General features: G+C 37.6%; 19 protein-coding genes and 1 tRNA gene. 9 read left to right on the top strand and 11 right to left on the bottom strand.

What is annotated here, in order from left to right:
• Positions 1 to 698 precede the first annotated feature (698 nt).
• Positions 699 to 2693 carry a zinc metalloprotease HtpX gene (locus FJR08_RS03850; RefSeq protein ID WP_168632216.1) on the top strand — a complete coding sequence of 665 codons (1995 nt, stop codon included), beginning with the start codon at positions 699 to 701 and terminating at the stop codon, positions 2691 to 2693.
• Between the two features lie 106 nt (positions 2694 to 2799).
• On the opposite strand, the gene mazG is transcribed toward FJR08_RS03850, so the two are convergent.
• Together mazG and FJR08_RS03840 are read right to left on the bottom strand one after the other, a co-directional pair.
• A complete protein-coding gene (mazG, locus tag FJR08_RS03845) occupies positions 2800 to 3600 on the bottom strand; it encodes a nucleoside triphosphate pyrophosphohydrolase (protein ID WP_168632215.1) in 801 nt (266 codons plus the stop codon).
• 5 nt (positions 3601 to 3605) lie between these two features.
• Positions 3606 to 4190 carry a metal-binding protein gene (locus FJR08_RS03840; RefSeq protein ID WP_168632214.1) on the bottom strand — a complete coding sequence of 195 codons (585 nt, stop codon included), beginning with the start codon at positions 4188 to 4190 and terminating at the stop codon, positions 3606 to 3608.
• Positions 4191 to 4352: 162 nt separating this feature from the next.
• On the opposite strand from FJR08_RS03840, the gene FJR08_RS03835 reads away from it, so the two are divergent.
• Positions 4353 to 4425, top strand: a tRNA-Val gene (locus FJR08_RS03835).
• A gap of 282 nt (positions 4426 to 4707) precedes the next feature.
• Positions 4708 to 4878: a photosystem II assembly protein Psb34 gene (gene psb34 / locus FJR08_RS03830; RefSeq protein WP_168632213.1), complete on the top strand. Its 171-nt coding sequence runs from the start codon at positions 4708 to 4710 to the stop codon at positions 4876 to 4878.
• A 161-nt stretch (positions 4879 to 5039) separates the two neighbouring features.
• Here psb34 and pgsA read toward each other — a convergent pair whose 3' ends face one another.
• From pgsA to glcD, 4 genes are all read right to left on the bottom strand, one after another.
• Positions 5040 to 5558, bottom strand: coding sequence for a CDP-diacylglycerol--glycerol-3-phosphate 3-phosphatidyltransferase (gene pgsA / locus FJR08_RS03825; protein ID WP_168632212.1), 519 nt, complete (start codon positions 5556 to 5558; stop codon positions 5040 to 5042).
• 143 nt (positions 5559 to 5701) lie between these two features.
• Entirely contained in the window at positions 5702 to 6289 is a 588-nt protein-coding gene (locus tag FJR08_RS03820) for a hypothetical protein (RefSeq protein ID WP_168632211.1), read from the bottom strand.
• On the bottom strand, positions 6289 to 7530 hold the full coding sequence (locus FJR08_RS03815) for a glycoside hydrolase family 10 protein (RefSeq protein WP_168632210.1): 1242 nt from the start codon (positions 7528 to 7530) through the stop codon (positions 6289 to 6291). The genes FJR08_RS03820 and FJR08_RS03815 overlap by 1 nt, the downstream gene beginning before the upstream one ends.
• 172 nt (positions 7531 to 7702) lie before the next feature.
• On the bottom strand, positions 7703 to 9172 hold the full coding sequence (gene glcD / locus FJR08_RS03810; protein WP_168632209.1) for a glycolate oxidase subunit GlcD: 1470 nt from the start codon (positions 9170 to 9172) through the stop codon (positions 7703 to 7705).
• A 128-nt stretch (positions 9173 to 9300) separates the two neighbouring features.
• On the opposite strand from glcD, the gene FJR08_RS03805 reads away from it, so the two are divergent.
• Both FJR08_RS03805 and FJR08_RS03800 read left to right on the top strand, forming a co-directional pair.
• Positions 9301 to 9546, top strand: a complete 246-nt coding sequence (locus tag FJR08_RS03805) for a UPF0175 family protein (RefSeq protein ID WP_168632208.1) — start codon at positions 9301 to 9303, stop codon at positions 9544 to 9546.
• On the top strand, positions 9543 to 10034 hold the full coding sequence (locus FJR08_RS03800) for a DUF3368 domain-containing protein (protein WP_168632207.1): 492 nt from the start codon (positions 9543 to 9545) through the stop codon (positions 10032 to 10034). Before FJR08_RS03805 ends, FJR08_RS03800 begins: the two co-directional genes overlap by 4 nt.
• Before the next feature lie 114 nt (positions 10035 to 10148).
• Here FJR08_RS03800 and FJR08_RS03795 read toward each other — a convergent pair whose 3' ends face one another.
• Positions 10149 to 10406, bottom strand: a complete 258-nt coding sequence (locus FJR08_RS03795; RefSeq protein WP_168632206.1) for a hypothetical protein — start codon at positions 10404 to 10406, stop codon at positions 10149 to 10151.
• A gap of 391 nt (positions 10407 to 10797) precedes the next feature.
• On the opposite strand from FJR08_RS03795, the gene FJR08_RS03790 reads away from it, so the two are divergent.
• Complete coding sequence (locus FJR08_RS03790; protein WP_168632205.1) at positions 10798 to 12294, top strand: serine/threonine-protein kinase; 1497 nt, start codon at positions 10798 to 10800, stop codon at positions 12292 to 12294.
• A gap of 240 nt (positions 12295 to 12534) precedes the next feature.
• Positions 12535 to 13083, top strand: a complete 549-nt coding sequence (locus tag FJR08_RS03785; protein WP_168632204.1) for a hypothetical protein — start codon at positions 12535 to 12537, stop codon at positions 13081 to 13083.
• 92 nt (positions 13084 to 13175) lie between these two features.
• Here the strand turns inward: FJR08_RS03785 and FJR08_RS03780 are convergent, their stop codons facing one another.
• The 3 genes from FJR08_RS03780 to FJR08_RS03770 form a co-directional block, all read right to left on the bottom strand.
• Entirely contained in the window at positions 13176 to 14864 is a 1689-nt protein-coding gene (locus FJR08_RS03780) for a trypsin-like peptidase domain-containing protein (RefSeq protein ID WP_168632203.1), read from the bottom strand.
• Positions 14864 to 15739, bottom strand: a complete 876-nt coding sequence (locus tag FJR08_RS03775) for a serine protease (RefSeq protein WP_168632202.1) — start codon at positions 15737 to 15739, stop codon at positions 14864 to 14866. Before FJR08_RS03775 ends, FJR08_RS03780 begins: the two co-directional genes overlap by 1 nt.
• A gap of 110 nt (positions 15740 to 15849) precedes the next feature.
• Positions 15850 to 16404, bottom strand: a complete 555-nt coding sequence (locus FJR08_RS03770; protein WP_168632201.1) for a COP23 domain-containing protein — start codon at positions 16402 to 16404, stop codon at positions 15850 to 15852.
• 432 nt (positions 16405 to 16836) lie between these two features.
• Here FJR08_RS03770 and FJR08_RS03765 point away from each other — a divergent pair, with 432 nt between their 5' ends.
• Positions 16837 to 18348 carry an AAA family ATPase gene (locus FJR08_RS03765; protein WP_168632200.1) on the top strand — a complete coding sequence of 504 codons (1512 nt, stop codon included), beginning with the start codon at positions 16837 to 16839 and terminating at the stop codon, positions 18346 to 18348.
• Between the two features lie 206 nt (positions 18349 to 18554).
• Entirely contained in the window at positions 18555 to 19040 is a 486-nt protein-coding gene (locus tag FJR08_RS03760) for an SH3 domain-containing protein (protein WP_168632199.1), read from the top strand.
• A gap of 60 nt (positions 19041 to 19100) precedes the next feature.
• Here the strand turns inward: FJR08_RS03760 and hppD are convergent, their stop codons facing one another.
• Entirely contained in the window at positions 19101 to 20195 is a 1095-nt protein-coding gene (gene hppD / locus FJR08_RS03755) for a 4-hydroxyphenylpyruvate dioxygenase (RefSeq protein WP_174782971.1), read from the bottom strand.
• Positions 20196 to 20343: the final 148 nt, after the last annotated feature.

Here is a 20343-nt window from a genome sequence, read left to right as displayed (position 1 = left end):
GGCCTGGCAAAATCTTGACGGTGGTTAAAACCACCTGAGTCGCTTTTCATCCCCTGTCTAAAAGCACATAAGGCATTGTTACGCAATGCTTACTCAGGGGCTTTCAAACTTCCCAGTCTTTCTGGTAAGTGCAATGGCCATACTACTGGTAATTGTTTTCAGCGTCGCTGCAACTGGATAGAATCTTTATGAATTGATTTAGCGATCGCTTTACAGCAGTTTCCGATATTAATGATAAAAATCTTGTGGTGCGGGCATCTTGCCCGCCAAAAGTATATCTCACCCTTGTGGTAATCCGCTTTATCGAATTTAGTTTAGGATATTACAATTAAAACATTCATTAATTAATTCAAACTCAAAATAATTGGTAATCACTAAACTTGAAAAAGGATTACCTGCTATTACTCCAGCCTTTGGTGCAACACTAGCATAAGCCTGTGCTGTTTGTTTAATGTAAGCAAAAAAGCAATTGCCGGCAGAATTCAAGCAAAACATCAAGCAAGAACTCATGAATAATCGTACCCTGATTTTAATTAATACTGGAATTTTAGCCTGTTGCCTGAGTGCCGCTAATTCTTCTAAACTTTACTATGCCACTATGTTATAAATTTTGGACATTTTGCGAAATTAGCATCACGAATGCTGTATCCATTGAGTGTTAATGAGATCAAAATATCAACCTTTCGGGGATATCATAAATGTCATTGCAATCAGGGTTAAATGCCTTTCAACAAGGGCAATATCAAGAGGCGGTTTATCTCCTAGAGGAATTTTCCCAAAATTCCCTAGAACTCAACTCTCCAGATTATCTGACAGCCCAAATATGGCTGGTGAAAGCTTATCAGAAAATAGGGAGAACTGAACAAGCGACTGTTCTCTGGCAAAAATTAATCAACAGCGATAACCTACAGGTGCGAGAATGGGCAGAAAAAAACCAGCCTGTTTTCTCTTCAGTCACACAGTCCAGTTTCCCAAAAGCGGGACGTGCAGCAACCATGGCAGTGAATTTGGCTATGGGAGGAGTAGGTGGGAGTTTAGCCTTAGCATCTGGTGTCACCATAGCCTTGTTATTTGGCATGGTTTTTGTTTTGGGTTTAAGCCTAGTATTAATTTCCACTAGTAGTGATCCTGTCACCGGACTAGCGATCGCTATTGGTATTACTTTAATATTCAATCTAGCAGCTTTTTTCCTCTCACCCTTCCTAATGGATCTAAGTCAAAGCTGGTTGTACCAAACTCGTTGGGTAAACTTAGCAGAAATCGAAAACCTCAGTCCAGAAACAGGGGAAATTATCCGCCAAGTCTGCCGACAAAAAAACATCAAAATCCCCAGACTGGGAATCATTCAAGACCAAAACCCCACAGCTTTCACTTATGGTTCTTTACCTAACAGCGCCCGCTTAGTCGTCAGCCAAGGACTGTTTACTTACCTAGATGATGATGAAGTTGCTACCGTTTACGCCCATGAACTAGGGCATATAGTCCACTGGGACTTTGCTGTTATGACTGTGGCTTCTACCTTAGTGCAGATTTGTTACTTAATTTACAGTACAGTCAGAAGATTTACAAGTGGCGGTAACGACAACAAAATCAAAGATGCTTTAAAAACTGCTGGTTTCGTTGCCTATATCTTTTACATTATCGGTACATACCTGCTGTTATATCTTTCTCGCACCAGAGAATATTTTGCAGACCACTTTGCAGCGGAAACCACAGGGAATCCCAACGGACTCTCCCGCGCCTTAGTTAAAATTGCCTATGGTATCGTGGAAGAAGGTTCACGCGCCCAAGAACCCAGTCGCCTAATTGAAGGAACTCGCGCTTTAGGAATTTACGACCACAAAGCCGCATCTTCAACAGGTACAGCTTACCGCATTTCCTCAGATCCTCAAAAAATCGGTCGCGTCTTCTTGTGGGATATGTTTAGCCCTTGGGGTTTGTGGATGGAATTAAATTCTACTCATCCTCTTACTGGTAAACGAGTCCGCGCCCTCAGCACATACTCCGAACAACTAGGTTTATCAACTGAGTTCGACATGGGGCCAGTCATCGGTGAGGGTAAAAACTTAAACAAGAAAAAGCTTTACGGCAACTTCTTTTTAGATGTGATTTTGTATGGTGCAGAAACTATCGGCTTCTTCCTGGGTTTAATTATTGGCGCATTCATATTCTCGGTTGCCAACAACAACAACCTTGGATTAACACTGGGTGCGCCATTCATTGGTTTAGGAATCGGCATATTAATCAAAGCTTTTGTCATGTTCCCCGACTACAGCAAGGCCGTAGCTACAGATATTCTCACCTTAATGTCAAACCCCTATGCCAGTCCTTTGCGGGGACAACCCGCCATTTTAGAAGGGGAATTAATTGGCCGGGGTGATGCTGGTTATAAATTTGGTTCTGACTTGAAACTACAAGATCCTAGCGGAATGCTTTATTTACACTACGCTTCCCGTTTTGGTTCAATTGGTAATTTTCTGTTTGGGATGAAACGAGTAAAAAGTCTAATTGGTCAAAAGGTAGGAACTATTGGTTGGTTTCGTCGGGGTATTATGCCTTGGATGGATTTAATCCAATTAAAAGGAGAAAATGGCACAATTGTCCGCAGTTATCACCGCTTCTGGTCATTTATTATGGGTAGTGGATTAATTATTTTAGGAGTGGCATTAATTGTGCTTTTGAGTAGCAACTAGCAACTAATTTGGAAAATCAGCATTAGACACCTCCAAAATATAGAGACGTTCCATAGAACGTCTCTACAAGGTTTTTGAATAACGCATATTTAAATTCACCTGATGTCTAATGACCAAGTTGAGCTTTAGCCTGTTGCCACAGGGCATCTAATTCTTCTAAACTATAATCTGTCAACGGACGTTCAATTACATCTTCCATTTTTTGCAATCGTTGAATAAATCGCTGACTTGTCCCTTGTAAACCCGCACTAGGATCAAGTTTATGCCATCTGGCAATTTGAATAATGGCAAATAGTAAATCACCTAATTCTGATTCTTGTCTTTCTTTAGTTTCTTCAGCTAAAGCCTGTTGAAATTCCCCTAACTCTTCCTGGAATTTGCCCCAAACTTCATCCACATTATTCCACTCAAAACCAACTTTAGCAGCTTTTTCAGATATCTTCATCGCCGCATTTAAGGGCGGAAAACTGCGACGATAACGATTCAATTTATCACTGAGTTTTTGCTCTTCTACAGTTTCTCCTTTTTCCGCTGCTTTGATGGTTTCCCAATTTTTGTGTACCTCTTCCATATTTGCCACAGTCACATCAGCAAATACATGAGGATGACGACGTATTAACTTTTGAGAAATACCCTCAGCGATTTCTTGCAGAGAAAAATCACCCGCTTCACTGGCAATTTGCGCCTGTAATACTACTTGTAATAATAAATCACCTAATTCTTCAGAAATAGCCTTTTTATCCCCAGTTTGAATTGCATCTACCACCTCATAAGCCTCCTCAATCACGTAAGGAGTCAGGCTTGACGGGGTTTGTGCCAAATCCCAAGGACAACCTTGAGGTGATCTTAATTTTGCCACCACATCTATTAATTCTTGTAACGCCAGCAAAGTTTGATTAACTTCCATATTTTTTACCGCTTTTTTGCACTGCGACGACTGGGGCTAACTTTACGTTTCTTAATTTTGCCACGGGGAAGTAAACCTTGAATACCCTGTTTTTGAAAGCGCTTATAACCGGAAACAGTCCAATCACTACAAGAATGACTCATTGCACCGAGTTCACAGCCGACAAAGAGGGCAAAAAATTCTCCATAATATATATAGATGGTCTTCCCCACAGTTCCCCACACTTCCCCCCAGTTCCAAGCCACATTTCCCAACTTGGTGAACATCATCACCACTAGAATGGCTACCAAGGCCAAAAAAGTCGTCAGATACACCACTCTTAATGTTGTGCCAATAATCGGACCGTGAGATAAAAAAGAGCGATGTCGCAGACTTTTTTGATAAGGTAGCCAAATCCACCGCAGAAAACCCCACCGCTGAAATTGACGGGAGTAAATATCCAAATCGGGACCAAACATCAGCCCCCCAAACATAAACCCACCCGCCACCAACAAAGTCATATTACTGCTGTGAGTGGAAATTAACGTTATACCCGCCACTACAGGCATAGACCAAATAGTAATGCGATCATGCGTTTGACCAGAGGGCATCTTAGAAAATTAAAAGTTCAAAATTAAAAATTAAAAATTTTAGTCCTGAGTCAGTATAGCTCAATACCGTTTAAATCAAGCTTTCCCATCTCTAAAAAAAAGTTTATCAAAAGACTTGCAAAATTTGGCAAGGCTATGCTATATTGATTGAGTGAAAGAAACGGGCGGTTAGCTCAGTTGGTAGAGCGCCTGCCTTACAAGCAGGATGTCATCAGTTCGAGTCTGGTACTGCCCATTTAAAATCGAAATTCTCTTTGCATAGCAGTTTACAACTAGTTGTAAACTGCTAAAACATTTTTTGGCTAAATTTTTAATTAGATTAATCTTAACCCACCTTCGCTAACTTCCCACTGGAAACCCGCGCAGGTGGGTTTTTTCATGGCTGGCTGCTTCTCTAATTTCAGATAAGCAAGGCTTGTCTTTAACATCAATTATTTTTTTGTCAAGTTCTATTGACACTTTGTAACAATCTTGTTATATTAATTTACATAAAGTAACAAACCCAAGAAAAAACATTATGTATACCACAACTAATGAAAAAGGCATTCTTAACAACTACGCCAAAGAACCCAAACTTTACTACGCAGAATTTCCTACAAAAGCGCAACAAAGCACCTATGCCTTTCAAGGTGTAGTAGCAATATTATTTTTAACTTCTATAGTTCTAATTACCTTGGGGGTTAGCTAAAATTTCCCGCTTCGGTATTTGTATCTAATCGTCATTTAAATTTTCTCTTAATCAACCCTGGTAAGTTTCGCCAGGGTTTTTTATTGCTGAATTTGAATACTAATGAATTAAAAAAGCAGATTTCGCCACCTTTTTTAATTTCGAGTTTCATTTTAATAAATTTATTTTTCCTCACTAATTTTTGGGGGAATGAGATAAATTATCCCGGAAACAATTGTTAAGATTACAGATATCCAAAAGGCAATTAAAACCGGAGTTTGCCAAGTTGGAGATAAGGGGGAAATTAGTAGAGATATAGCGATGATTTGACTAACCGTTTTCAGTTTACCCCAAATATTTGCACCAGTAATAGTAGTTTGATTAACTCGCCAACCTGCGATCGCTAATTCCCGTGCTAAAATTATAAACACTGCCCAAGCTGGGATTTTTCCTAATTCTACCAATACTAATAATGGTGCAAGTACCAATAATTTATCTACTAAAGGATCAAGAAACTTACCTAACTCGCTAATTTGGTTAAGTTTTCTGGCCAAATATCCATCTAACCAATCAGTTAAGGCTGCAATTAAAAATATTGTCAAACATATCCACTTTGCTTGATTTGTGGGATTGTATAAACCGTAAAGTAAAAAAGGTATTCCTAGCAGTCGAGAAAAAGTAATCCAATTAGGTAGAGTCATGACAATTTAAAATTACAAACCAAAGCTAATTATATAACCGTATGCAATTGAATGAGGAACAAAATTTATATTGGGAAAGGGAATAAGTAATTTTCCAAGTCCATTCTTTCTTCTTTCTTCCCTCCTGACTCCTGACTCCTCTATTACAAATCTTTGATTATTTTCACAGCAGAGATTCCTGTGAATATTGCCACCAATAACCAGGTAATAGCTAATCCCGCAACTTCCCCTAAAAATAAATTGGTACTTCTGTGCAAAAATAAACCTACAGTTGAACCAATGGGGATAGCTATCATCCAAATCATCATATTCACAAATATCCATTTCCATGCTGAAGAAAATGATGGAGGAATAGCTAACCACCATTGTGATATACCAATTAATAAACCACCAATACCACCAATAATAATTCCCGCAAAAAGTCGCGTGGGTAGAAACGGAGAATTAGTCACAGTCCAACCCAAAACACCAATCCCCATTGCGGCAATAATTACCCAGGGAAAAAGGGTAGATAATACCCACTTTACAGGAGAAATTATTTTTCTGAGCAGATAACTTTGGGGGATAGCAATTGTTAAACTCCCGATAGCAGCTTCCATGAAACTCATATCTGGTTTTTCATTAATCTCAATCATTAATAAACTAAATAAAAAACCCAATGAAGTAGCAAAAATCCATTTTAATGTAAAATTTAGAATTCGATATTTAGTTTTAACAGGTGATAATTGCATTATAATTTCTTTAATTTTAATGGTCTAAGGGCTTGAGTATCAAACATCTTCAAAAAAGCCTGACGACGCTGATAAGGTGATTCGGGAATAATGTAACCCCATAAACTTTCCCAATAGAAGAAAGAGAACCCAGCAAACTTTTGATTACGGACTATTTTCACCTGTTCCTTAACTTGATCAATATCTACAGGCTTTAATAAATTTCCTGTTGATATCCCAATAGCCACGGGAATTTTTTTCATGGCTGATTTTATTGCTGGTTTAGACATTTCTTGAATAAAAGAGTTTTTTTCACTGCGATATACTTGTAAAATCAACTCATCTATCAAATCTTTTTTCACCCAATTTTCCCAATCTTGTAAATAGTATTTATAAGCAAAATATTGTGAATTCGGAGAAAGAGATATTTTGGCATAGGGTTTAATTGCCTTTACAGACTTAAAAATACTGTCCATAAATGCAGTAATTTTATTAGCCCTCCAACGCATCCATTCGGGGTCAAAAGGATTAATAGGTGGTGTTTTTCCTTGATGTTCTTTTTGATAAAGTTGTATAGTAAAAGCATCATAACCAAACTGTACAGGCATTCCAAAATGATCATCAATTTGAATGCCATCTACATTATAATTTTTGATAACTTCTAAAATTAAACCGCGGATAAAATTCTGGACTTCTGGATGTAAAGGATTTAACCAAGCTTGCTTATAAACTCCATTGATCATATCTTCTATTAAATTTTCAGATATAGATTCTACACCCTTTTGTCCAATAGTTAACCAGTCTGGATGTAGTTTAGCTAAAGCAGAATCAGGAGGAGTCATTAACCCATATTCAAACCAAGGCATTATTGTCAAATTTTTACTTCTGGCTAATTTTACTAACTTGGCTAAAAAATCATTCTTACCATGAATAAAATTCAGCAAAGGTTGACTATCTGAACCTGTATTTTTTTTTGCTAAAGGACTTTTATAAAAGGTGTAACCTCGATTCCAAACTACGGGATAAATGGTATTGAAATTGAGGTTGGCTAATTGATTTATTGCCCTTTCAATACCCCAAGGGATATAAAAGACACCACTGGCAACATTAGTCAGCCAAACACCACGAATTTCTGTAGTTACAGGTAGAGAATTTGAATTTTGAGTATAACTAGGATTTGCAGAAATGGGAAATATTGTTAAACTAATGACAAATCCCAAACACAAAAAATACACAAAAAACCGCCGTAATACAGAATTCATTAGTTAAATAAGTCTAGATTGCTAATATCTATATAACTACAAAATCCAATTTTATTGTCGGGATTAGATAAAGATATGAATATTTTTTGATAAAACAAGGAACAGAGAAGAGGGAACAGGAAACAGGGAACAGAAAAATATTTATTCTTCATTCTGACTCCTGACTCCTTTCTTAGAATCTTTCTACACCTGAGAATTGTTGAATAGATGCTTTAGCTGCTTCTCCACAAGTGCGAGGTGTGGGAAAAATCTTGCCAGGATTTGCTAAACCTTGGGGATTAAATACCTGTCTTACCCATTGCATTGTTTCTAAATCAGCTTCACTAAACATATCTGGCATATAGCATTTCTTATCAGCACCAATACCATGTTCACCGGAAATACTTCCACCTACTCTTACACATAGCCTGAGAATTTCTCCTCCCAATTCTTCGACTTTTTCCAATTCTCCATGTACAGAATTATCAAATAAAATTAATGGATGTAAATTCCCATCTCCAGCATGAAAAACATTAGCAATAGGATAACCATATTCATGACTTAATCTTTCAATTTCCTGGAGAACATAAGGTAATTGAGTTCGAGGAATTACCCCATCTTGCACATAATAATCTGGGCTAATATGTCCCGCAGCCGCAAAAGCTGCTTTTCTACCTTTCCATAATTTTAATCTAGTTTCTGGGTCACTAGCACTAGTAACATCTCGCGCCCCATTCTTTTTGCAAATTTCTATAACTCGCTGTTTATTTGCAGAAACTTCTACTTCTAAGCCATCAATTTCTACTAATAAAATAGCTGTGGCATCACGGGGATAACAATTAGTGGCAACAACATCTTCTACAGCATTGATACTAATATTATCCATCATTTCCATGCCACCGGGAATAATCCCCGCGCTGATAATATCAGAAACAGTGGCAGCCGCAGCATCTACGCTGGTAAAATCTGCTAGTAAGACACAAATAGATTCCGCACTCTTGAGAATTTTCAGGGTGATTTCTGTGGCAATTCCTAATGTTCCTTCTGAACCCACAAATACCCCAGGTAAATCATAACCTGGGGTTTCGGGAATTTGTCCACCAACATCAACTATTTCACCGTTAGGAAGGACAAGTTTTAAACCTAAAACATGATTTGTTGTCACACCATATTTTAAACAATGGACTCCCCCAGAATTTTCGGCAATATTACCACCAATGGAACAAATAATTTGACTAGAAGGGTCAGGTGCAAAATAAAAACCAGCGCCGCTAACTGCCTGTGTCACCCAACTATTAATTACTCCTGGTTGCACTACAGCCCGTTGATTTTCTAAATCAATACTGAGGATTTGTCGCATTAAAGAAGTGACAATCAAAACGGAATTTTCTGTTGGTAAAGCCCCACCAGATAAACCCGTTCCTGAACCTCTGGCAATAAAGGGAACAGAATATTGATTGCAAATTTTGACAATTTCTGATACTTGTTCTGTGCTTCGGGGTAATACTGCAACTGGGGGACGTTGTTTATAGCTGGTTAAACCGTCACATTCATAGGTGAGAAGTTCTTCTTTGCGTTGAACTACGCCTTTTTCACCAACTACAGCGACAAATTTTTTGATAATAGGTTTCCAGTTGATTTGTTTTTTATCTTGGGTAAGCATAGATTTTTTTATTGTTGGGATAGTACAATATTGATTTAAGTTTTTGTTATTATATCACATAACAGGCAATTTTTTAAAATTTTGTGTATAATAAATATAGCATATTCATTAACAACAATTCAGAAAAAATGAGTATTGTAATTACAGAAGACACATTAAAAACAATTTCCATGTCTGAAGATGAATTACTCCTGGAAATAGCAATTATGTTATTTCAACAAGAAAAATTTACTCTTGGACAAGCGAGTAATTTTGCGAAAATGAATCAATTACAACTTCAAAAAATCTTAGGTAGTCGTCAAATCTCTCCCCACTATGATCTAGCAGAGTTGAAAGAAGATATTGATAGTTTAGAGGCTAATAACTGGCTATGATTATTGTTAGTAATACTTCGCCTATTAGTAATTTAGCCGCTATTGGACAGCTTAATTTATTACAAAAACTTTATGGCAATATTATGATACCTATTATGGTCTATCAAGAAATTATTGCTTCTGGACAAACTGATCCAGCGACCCTTGCAATTCAAAATTTAGACTGGATTAAGATTTATCCTACCACCAATGAAACCTTACTAAAACAATTGCAAATAATTCTTGATCCTGGTGAAGCTTCTGCAATTACTCTGGCTGTTGAATTCAATGCAGATCGTTTAATTATTGATGAAAGAAAAGGCAGAAATGAAGCAAAAAAACAAGGTTTAAAAATAACTGGTATTTTAGGTATTATTTTAGCTGCTAAAGAAAAAGGATTTATTGACTTAGTTCAACCACTTTTAGATGATTTAATGGTTAATGGCTTTTGGCTTAATAAATCTTTATATCATGAAGTATTAGTATTAGCTAATGAGAAAAATACTTAATTTTTACTATTGTATCACATAAGATATCGGTACACTTTTAACGAAAAAAGCAATTAAGTCTGAGGTATCAACAATTATTTCTTGATTCATGATTTTATATTAAAATAGTTGACTTTAATATAAAATATCATCAATATGTTCTGCATAGTTAGTAGATAATTCTGCTTGTTGATCTTTGATTATAAATTCAGGGTCAGGATTAGGAATTTCTAAACTTCCACAGAGTTCCCAAGTTTTAGTTTTGATTAAATTTGATGGTTCTACCGCTAAATATGCTTCCAAGGCTTTAAGCAAAATATTTTGTAAAGAATCAGATTGATTTTGCAATTGATTCATTAATTGATCAGGAATCTCTAATGTAACTTTATTCATGGTGATTGAGAAATAAAAATCCGTTTTATCAAAATTATACCATCATTTATATTTTAGATCAACAGAGTTTAAACCGTTAACTAGGACTAATGCAAAGTTGATCTGCGTTGTCTATGATGGAATTGTCATGGAATGTCCAGAGAATGAGGTGGAACGTTGGATAATTACCTCCTGATCTGGAGCATAGATTAATAAATTAATTTTACTGCGCTGGATGGCAATTTAGAAGATTGGCTTTTGAAAATGTTTCATAATATTTTAGGGCTTTTGGAAAATTTATATTATCAATGCACCCTTCCCAAATCTATATCTTAATAAGCCTCACCTCCCATAGTCGTAACCAGGTGTATAAATGGTATAAAGATATTGTCGGATGTTGGGCGTAACTGGGATGACAAACGAAATTACTGTAGGTCAAATTATTGGTGGACGTTTCCAAATTGTTGAAGAACTCGGTAGCGGTGGATTTGGAGTTACCTTCAAAGCGCAGGATACAAAAACACAAGGAAATCCTGTTTGTGTTGTTAAGCAGTTTAAACCTGTAGATCCAACGAACTGGAAAAAAGGCTTAGAATTATTTGAACGGGAAGCAGAAAACCTGAAACACTTAGGTGATCATGACCAAATTCCTACATATTTTGATTACTTTACGGAAAATCAAGAGTTTTATTTAGTACAAGAATACATTAAAGGTCACGCCCTCAGTCAGGAGTTAACACTCGGTAAACAACTCAGTGAAACTGACGTAATTGAGCTTTTACGGGATATTTTAGGAGTTTTAAGCTTCGTTCACCAAAATGATTTAATTCACAGGGATATCAAACCTGAGAATATTCTGAGACGTGAATCTGATGGGAAAATAGTTTTAATTGACTTTGGAGCAGTTAAAGAAATCCCTACACTATTAATTACTCCACCAGCACAACCACGAGTTGTTACTAATATATATAGTCATGGTTATGCACCCAAAGAACAACAAGATGGTAAACCACCACAATTTAGTTTTGATATCTATGCAGTTGGTGTCATTGCTATCCAAGCCTTAACAGGTATAAATCCATCTGTTATATCATTACCTATTGACCCTGAAACAGAGGAAATTGTTTGGCTAGATCACGCTCCTCATGTTAGCACAAAATTAGCTAAGATTATTGATAAAATGGTGCGCCGGAATCACAAGGAGCGTTATCCATCAGCAATAGAAGCATTAGCAGCAGTTAACGAACTCCTCTTTGTAACACCAGCAACAACTACAGGAACAACTACAGGAACAACTACAGGAACAACGCAAAAAATACCACCACTAACCACAAAAATTCCTCAGAACATATTCTTAGTTGCGGGAGTAGGAGTAGTTGCGGTTATTACCCTTGTGATTTTCTGGCTAAAATCTCAAATAATACATCCTCAACCCAACTTTTTATCTTATCCATATCAGGACACCAATACTAAATATCCTGAGAACTGGACTCCCCAAAAACCACCAGGGGAATTTGGCGGTGAATTAATCAACTTTTTACCCGAAAATATCCATTCTGAGAATTCCTGTTTTCCAGTATTTACAGTTAATAGGGAGGAATTTGGCGAAAAAATTCTCTCTCTCAATGAATTTAAAGCCAAAACTATAACAAAAATCAAAGCTAATAATTCATATTCAAACCTTAAAGACGAAACTACACCAGAAACAACTTTATCTGAATTTCCAGCCTACAAACTCGCTTATTTTTTTCAAGATAATGAATGTAAATTTCGAGTTTTAGAAATTAGCACAGTCAGAAAAGGTAATGGTTACTATCTTACCTTCAGGGCGACAGAAAAAGAATTTGAGCAATACTTAGGAACGGTAGAAGCAATGATTAAGTTATTTAAAATAAATGACGCTAAATAATATGTTTACACAACCTGTTTAAATCAAAGTTAGTTAAAATCACTGTGTAGGTTGCCTTGAGAAAAATCTAAAAAAGTAGCGGAAATGCTTGGTTTAAGGTCTTTAAAAGCAACCATAAATTTAGTTAATGTATTACTAAATATTGAATAAGCTATGTAAAATCAAGGAAAAACAAAATACATTACTATAATCAAAAGTGATAAACTTAACAAATCATCCCATGTTTACCATCATTAGATTATGCGTACCATTCGTCACCTTACCAAAGTTAGCACTCTCACAGGTGTAGCTTTAACCAGTCTACTCGTTTCTAGTCCTCCAGTAGCAGCACAAAGGGCGTGCGTTGTTACCGATAGTGGCAATGTTGTATGCGGCAGACTTCAGCAGAATTCTCAAAAACCTAGCAGTGCCAAAAACCAAACTGTAGAATTTGAACATATTAATGTAACTTTGCAAGGCTGTAAACGTTCCTCTTCTACCGTGAATTGTCACTTTCTATTAACTGCTAAACAAGATAGTGATGTATCTTTTATATGCCGTGAAAGCAAGATGTTTGATGTATATGGAAGTGAGTATTTTTGTAAGCAGGCACAAATAGGCAAAAGTAAAGAAGAAGGATCTCCTAATACAAGGATGCTTAAAGGTATTCCTCTGAAAGCAATAGCGACGTTCAAAGAGGTACCAACACAAGTAAAAGAGATAGCAGCAATTGAAGTGAAAGTTAATCCTTATGTTGACTATCAGAGATACTACAATGCCGTATTTCGCAGCATACCCATATCAGAGTAGCCTAGGTCTTGTTTAGGGTTGTCTAAACAATCAAGACCTATTCTCATCGCTGTTTTTACAACAGAAAAAAACAATCAAACTATCTACCCCTTCTACTCAGACACCCGCCAAACTTTAATATTACTTTCTCTACTCGCACTAGCTAGAGTTTTGCCGTCTGAACTAAAAATAACAGAATCAACGGTGTCAGTATAACCTGTCAAAGTGTGGATTTGTGTTCCCGTTGCCACATTCCACAATTTAATTGTATTGTCATCACTGCCACTAGCCAAAATTTGCCCATTGGGACTAAAAGCCACAGAACCAACTCGGTTAGAGTGACCTGTGAGAGTGCGGATTTCCGTTCCTGTGGCTACATTCCATAGTTTAATTGTATTGTCATCACTGCCACTGGCTAAAATTCTCCCATCGGGACTGAAAGCCACAGAACCAACCCGATCAGAATGTCCGTCAAAAGTCAGAATTTCTCCACCTGTTGCCACGTTCCATAGTTTAATTATCCTGTCATCACTGCCACTAGCCAAAATTTTGCCATCGGGACTAAAGGCCACAGCACTAACCTTAGTAGTATGCCCTGGCAGAGTGAGTATTTCCTTGGTTGTGGACACATCCCACAACTTGATAGTCCCATCACTACTGCCACTAGCCAAGGTTTTACCATTTGGACTGAAAGTGACAGAATAAACCGAGAAAAAACTTCCTTGAAGGCTGCCAATTTCCGTTCCTGTAGCGACATTCCACAGTTTAATCGTCTCGTCATTACTGCCACTAGCCAAGGTTTTACCATCTGGACTGAAAGCAAGCGACTCAATTCGGTCGGAGTGTCCTTGAAGAGTGCGGATTTTGCTTCCTGTAGCTATATTCCATAGTTCAATACTTCCATTCTTACTGCCACTAGCGAGAATTTCGCCCTTGGGACTCAAAGCAATAGCTGTTACCAAGAAAAAATCTCCAGGTAGGGTTTTCGCTAGGGTGAAAGGAACGCTAGGAACTTTTGTAACTGGTGGACTGGAAATTTTAGTAACTGGTTGAGGAGGATTTTTGGTGGTAGTTCGACTGGGAACTTTCGTAACTGCTGGACTGGGATTTATCCGTGTCCCAGTAAGTTGTAAATAAGTCTTCAACGCAATACCTAATGGAATAGTATCAGTATCACGATTATTAATATTTTTGGACGACTGACCGTAAATACCAACTAACTTGCCATTTTCATCAAGTATTGGTCCACCACTTTTGCCCTTGAGAACCTTAGTACCTAACCGCAAAGTATAACCGTCTTGATTTGGTTTTTGTGGTGGTCCAGTAATCAACCCTGAGTCAAAGTCAAATTTACGTTCAGTCAGTCCAACAGCTAGTTCTGGAAATCCACCTACATAAATAGGTTCTCCCCCAGTAATTTGGTCAGAATCTCCCATTTCTGCTAATTCATAATATTGATTACTGGTAAAGGTAAACTCTGCTAAATCCACATCTCCCAATTGTTTTACTTGTCGGTGGTTAAAGGTATATTGTCTACCATTGTATATTTGGACTGTATAGTTACCTTCTAAATTAACAACGTGCCAGTTAGTCAAAATTGTATAAGTATAAGCTGAACTTTGACTATTAGTTTTGCGTTTGATGATAATACCAGAACCAGACTTAGTACCATCAATACGAACTGTTATTTTTTCGGCAATAACATAAACTTCTTGACTTGATAATGCTGCTATACCATTCACCGGAAAGATGGCAATTGTTGTAGTCAGTAAGACTGATGATAGGATACGGCCAAACCTCATCAGTTACTCTCCAAATGACGTAGTAAAACCTGTTGATTAATAGGTATAGCCATACTAGAATCTATAATAAGTTTTTCTACTTGTGGTTCTGGTTGAGAACCATCTTGATATACTTCCGAACTATCCCACAGTGGGTTTTTATGTAAACTATTGATACCGATAACTTCACCCTTTATATTTAACAATGGTGCGCCACTCATCCCTTTACGAACATCATTAGTATAGCCAATCTGATAACCTCCCACTAAAGGCTTAGTCAGTAAAATGGAAACCTCACCAGCAGTAAACACAAAGCTATACCAGCTATTTTTGACTGTTTTCACCTCTGACTCAGGAATATCATCAGCAGTTCCTCTGGATATAAATCCTCCCACAAATACCTGCTCCCCAACTTGCAGCGTAGAGGTATTTCCTAACTTAGCTCCTGTATAAACTACATTATGACTGGAAAACTGCAAAACAGCTAAATCCTCTTGGGGAAATTTCGCCTTGGTTAAGACCGCAGCATTGTAAATAGATCCATCAACGGTGTGAATTTGATAGGGTGGTTTAGCGGCTCTTAAGACATGAGCATTAGTAATAACTGTATAAATATTGTCTGTTTTTTTTAGTAAAGTGCCTGAACCAAGTAAGGTTTGGGGTAATTGCTTGGTTGATATTTTTACTGTTATATTTTGTACTAATTGTTGTATTTGCTCTACAGTTAGGGTAGGTTCAGACTGAGAGGATGTTGGTATTGGACATTCAGAAATATTGCAATTACTAGAAATGCTTTGCTGTCTTGATATTGCTAGGGAAACACCACCAAGACAGATCACTAATCCTAGAGTATAAATAATTTTACTTCTAAACCAATACCAATTCCTGTTTGACATTAATTCCAAAAATGTTAAATGCTAAACTTTGAATTTTGACAGGAAATTAATCCAATTTCCCAAGTAGAAAATAAATCGTGAATATCAAGGAATTTAATGATTGTCAGTACCTAATTATCAGTACAGGTTTCATTATCTAGCAATTTCTTCACATCTATGTAAATATTACCTTCATCGTTGTAGGAGATCAGATTACATCCACTTAAATTAATTGGAGAATCACCTGCACCTCGACGGAAATCGGTCATTCTTACCAGCACTTCTTCAAAATCAGTTCCCGGTTTAAGGGTGACTAATAAATTATCGACTGTACAAGGTGCGCCTTCTTTATTGGCAATACATACAACTGGATAGCCGTTAAACTTCTTTCTGCCAGTAAAAAACAACTTACCTTGATCATAATAACGTTGTAATTTAGCGGTAACAATTTGACAGCGTTTCTGGGGTGGGAAGTTCTTAAAATCTTTGACAACCCAACGCAGAAAAGTCTCAGCACCCCGTGAACCGCGAACCTTGGTAACTGGTACATTTTCCTCTTGGGTACAGAAAAATTTGTTACCTCTGGCATAACTTGGTTCATTTAAAGAAATTCCTAAAGTCAAAAGGGAAGATACGGTGACGGCTGCTAGTCTTGGTAAAACTTGAGTCAAGAACCTTTGCTGCATAAATTCAAATATTAGTCATTGAAATCTACGTAAAAAACTACCATACAACATCTAGTTGCTTTTTTCGCTTCTTTGTCAAGTCTTTTCACTGAAAATTAATATTTTAGGACTAGCCCTTTCAAGGTGGTGAAATTTGTAACGAAGATTGGTTGTTTCAACCTTCCAAAAAAACAAAATATGAGCGAAATATTCACAAGGATAGCACTGCAAAGGCATATTTCCGTTAGTCACTTTGAAAGGGTTAGTCCTAGAATGTTGGGATCATTTTTATTCTTATTGGTCTTATTGACAATACCTGACCTATCTTGCCTCTTGCCTATTGCCTGGCTATCAAGACAATTTTCAACGTCAACCTACTTCATGTATTATAAGTTAGAGATTTTTTGAAGATCCTGAATTTCTAAATTTAAAAATTTAAGCATAATTACTTTTATGAATTTTCGTGATGAGTTTAAATTGTTACTTCGCGCTCGTTATCCGTTGATTTATATTCCCACTTATGAGGAAGAACGGGTAGAAGCGGCGATTCGGGAAGAGGCGACAAATCAAGGTAATCGTCCGGTGTATACTTGGGATTTTGTGGACGGTTATCAAGGAAGTCCTAATGATGTGGGGTTTGGTAAACGTAACCCGTTACAGGCTCTGGAGTTTGTGGAAAAGTTGACTGCTGCTGCACCTGCGGTGTTGATTTTACGAGATTATCATAGATTTTTGGATGATGTGGCGATCGCTCGTAAACTTCGTAATTTAGCCAAACTGCTGAAATCACAACCGAAAAATATTGTCCTATTATCCCCTCGCGTCGCTATTCCTGACGATTTGACGGAAGTGCTGACGGTGGTTGAGTTTCCCCTACCTAACGCCTCGGAAATCAAAATGGAGGTGGAACGGTTGTTACAAGCCACCGGGAATCCCCCTGTTGGTAAGTTTTTGGATGATTTGGTGCGTTCTTGTCAAGGGTTGTCTATGGAAAGAATCCGCCGGGTATTGGCGCGAGGAATCGCCACTCATGGACAATTAGAACCGGAAGATGTAGATTTAGTTTTGGCAGAAAAGCGGCAAACTATTCGCCAAACCCAAATTCTTGATTTTTACCCCGCCACTGAGGAAATTACTGATATTGGTGGTTTGGATAATTTGAAAGATTGGTTAATTCGGCGTGGGGGTTCCTTTAGCGAAAAAGCCCGACAATATGGTTTACCTTATCCCCGTGGGTTAATGTTGGTGGGAATTCAAGGAACTGGCAAATCTTTAACAGCCAAAGCGATCGCTCACCATTGGCATTTACCTCTGTTACGATTAGACGTAGGGCGGTTATTTGGTGGTTTGGTGGGTGAGTCAGAATCCCGCACCCGGCAAATGATTCAAGTCGCAGAAGCGCTCGCTCCCTGTATACTTTGGATTGATGAAATTGACAAAGCTTTTTCGGGTTTGGGTAGCAAAGGTGATGCAGGAACTACCAGCCGGGTATTTGGGACTTTTATCAATTGGTTAGCGGAAAAAACTTCTCCTGTATTTGTTGTGGCTACTGCTAATGATATTCAGGCGTTACCACCAGAAATGTTAAGAAAAGGGCGATTTGATGAAATTTTCTTTGTCGGTTTACCCAGCCAAGAAGAAAGAAAAGCCATTTTCAATGTGCATTTATCCCGATTGCGTCCCCATAATTTGAACAGCTATGAAATCGAAAGATTAGCCTACGAAACTCCCGATTTTTCCGGTGCAGAAATTGAACAAACTTTAATTGAAGCCATGCACATTGGCTTTAGTCAAAACCGTGATTTCACCACTGATGATATTTTAGAGGCTGCTAGTCAAATTATCCCCTTGGCACGAACTGCCCTCGAACAGATTCAAAAACTCCAAGAATGGGCAGCATCCGGTAGGGCGCGTCTAGCCTCAAAATACAGTCCTTTAAGCGATCGCATTCAACGTCAATTATAGGAGTCAGGAGTCAGGAGTCAGGAGTCAGGAGTCAGGAGTCAGGAGTCAGGAGTCAGGAGTCAGGAGGAAGAAAAGAAAGAAGAAAGAAGAAAGAAGAAAGAAGGAAGAAGAAAAAAACTAACCAATTCCCAATTCCCAATTCCCAATTCCCAATTACCAATTACCAATTACCAATTACCAATTACCAATTACCAATTCCCTACTATATGCTTACAAACTTACTTAAAGTTATACTCGGTTTTATTTTAGCGATCGCAGTTTTATTAGGTACTGGCTTAACAGTTGCCCTATATTTTGTTAACCGTACCGCAGTAACTCCTCCCAAGCCACTGTATGCTAACGATAATCCTTCTAAACAAATTAAAAAGCCCAAAGCCACTCCCAAATCTCAATCGCAAAAACCAGCTATTCCCAACCCCACATCTAGCCCTACAGCTACTCCCACACCCACACCCACAGAATCACCCAAACCATTACCACCAGATGCTTACGAAGGAACAGTTACTTGGGCGCAAGGACTAAGTATGCGGTCTGAACCAGACGCAAATTCTTCCACTACTGGTGGAGTTGGTGGTAATAAAAAAGTAATTATTTTAGAAGAAAGTGCCGATAAAAAATGGCAAAAAATTCGCATTGCTGATACCGATAAAGAAGGTTGGGTAAAAGCAGGTAATATTCAGCGTTCCCAGTAAGTAGGTGAGGATTAAAAATTATCCTACTTATGCTGATAAAATAGTCGGTTTTAACCGACTTTAGCTTTTAGACAGGGAATTTATTCCCTGGCTGGAAGGGAAATCAATACCGCGTTTAATTTGTTCACGTTCAATAGCTTGAAATAAAGCCAGAAAATTACCTTCTCCAAAACCTTGGGCAAAAGAACGACGTTCAATAAACTCAAAGAAGAAAGTTGGTTTTGAAAAAATTGGTTGACTGAAAATTTGCAATAATAACTGACCTGGGTGAGAATTTTCATGCCAGTCTACCAGAATTTCCTGATGAGATATAGCTTGTAATTCTTCAGTTGACAGAGAAAATTTATATCGTTGTTGTAGCTGGGAATAGTAACTTTGGGGAACAGAAAGAAAAGATAAACCAGCAGCCCGAAATCGAGAAATTGCATTCACAAGATCAGGTATTAATAAAGCAATATGTTGAATACCTGCCCCTCGATTTACATCCAAAAACTCCTGAATTTGCGAACTAGGCGAAGCCGGTTCATTAATTGGTAATTGAATATTACCATGAGGTGAAATCATTACCTGACTATGCAAACCAGAACGATCAGTTTTAATATTAAAAGTTTGTTGAGGTTGAAAATCAAATATTTTTTGATACCAATTAACAGCAGTTTCTAATTCACCAACTCCCACATTCAAAACTAGATGATCAATCGCCGTAATAGAATCATGTAAAATATTTTCGTTATCTGCTATTCTTGCGGTATTTTTAGTAATTAACGTATGATTTAAACTCCCCCAAGCAGCAATTTTGGCATACTGACAAAATCCAGCATCTTCAACAGGTTGGAGAATCCTGGCCCCATTACTTATAGCCCTTGCTGTCAAAGCTTCCACATCATCAACTACAAAGGCTATATCAGCCACACCAGGAGGATGTTGACGCAAAAACTCAGCCACCGGGCTAGTCGGTAAAATCGCAGAAGAAAGTAAAAAGTAGACAGATCCACTTTTCACCACTTCTGTCCGAGTATGTAACGATTTTTGATGATGAGAAAGACTTGGAAAAAAGCCATCATTTACTGTTTGAAAACCAAGACAATAAACAAACCAATCTCGCCACCTTTGGGCATCTTCGACATAAAAGTGAACGTGATCAATTTGCAGCATAATTTATTTTAAATCCAGTATTTACAAAAAAAGGGAACAGGGAACAGGGAACAGGGAACAGATAAGAAACACTCATTTGCAGCAGTTTAGAGCTTCTGTCAAAAAAAAGATGTTTTTAAAAGATGCGTAAGCACCAAAAAAACAGTGT

It is taken from the genome of Dolichospermum sp. UHCC 0260, from assembly GCF_009711985.1.
Taxonomy (GTDB): Bacteria; Cyanobacteriota; Cyanobacteriia; order Cyanobacteriales; family Nostocaceae; genus Dolichospermum; species Dolichospermum lemmermannii.
This window is presented reverse-complemented; position numbering and strand designations above follow the sequence as displayed.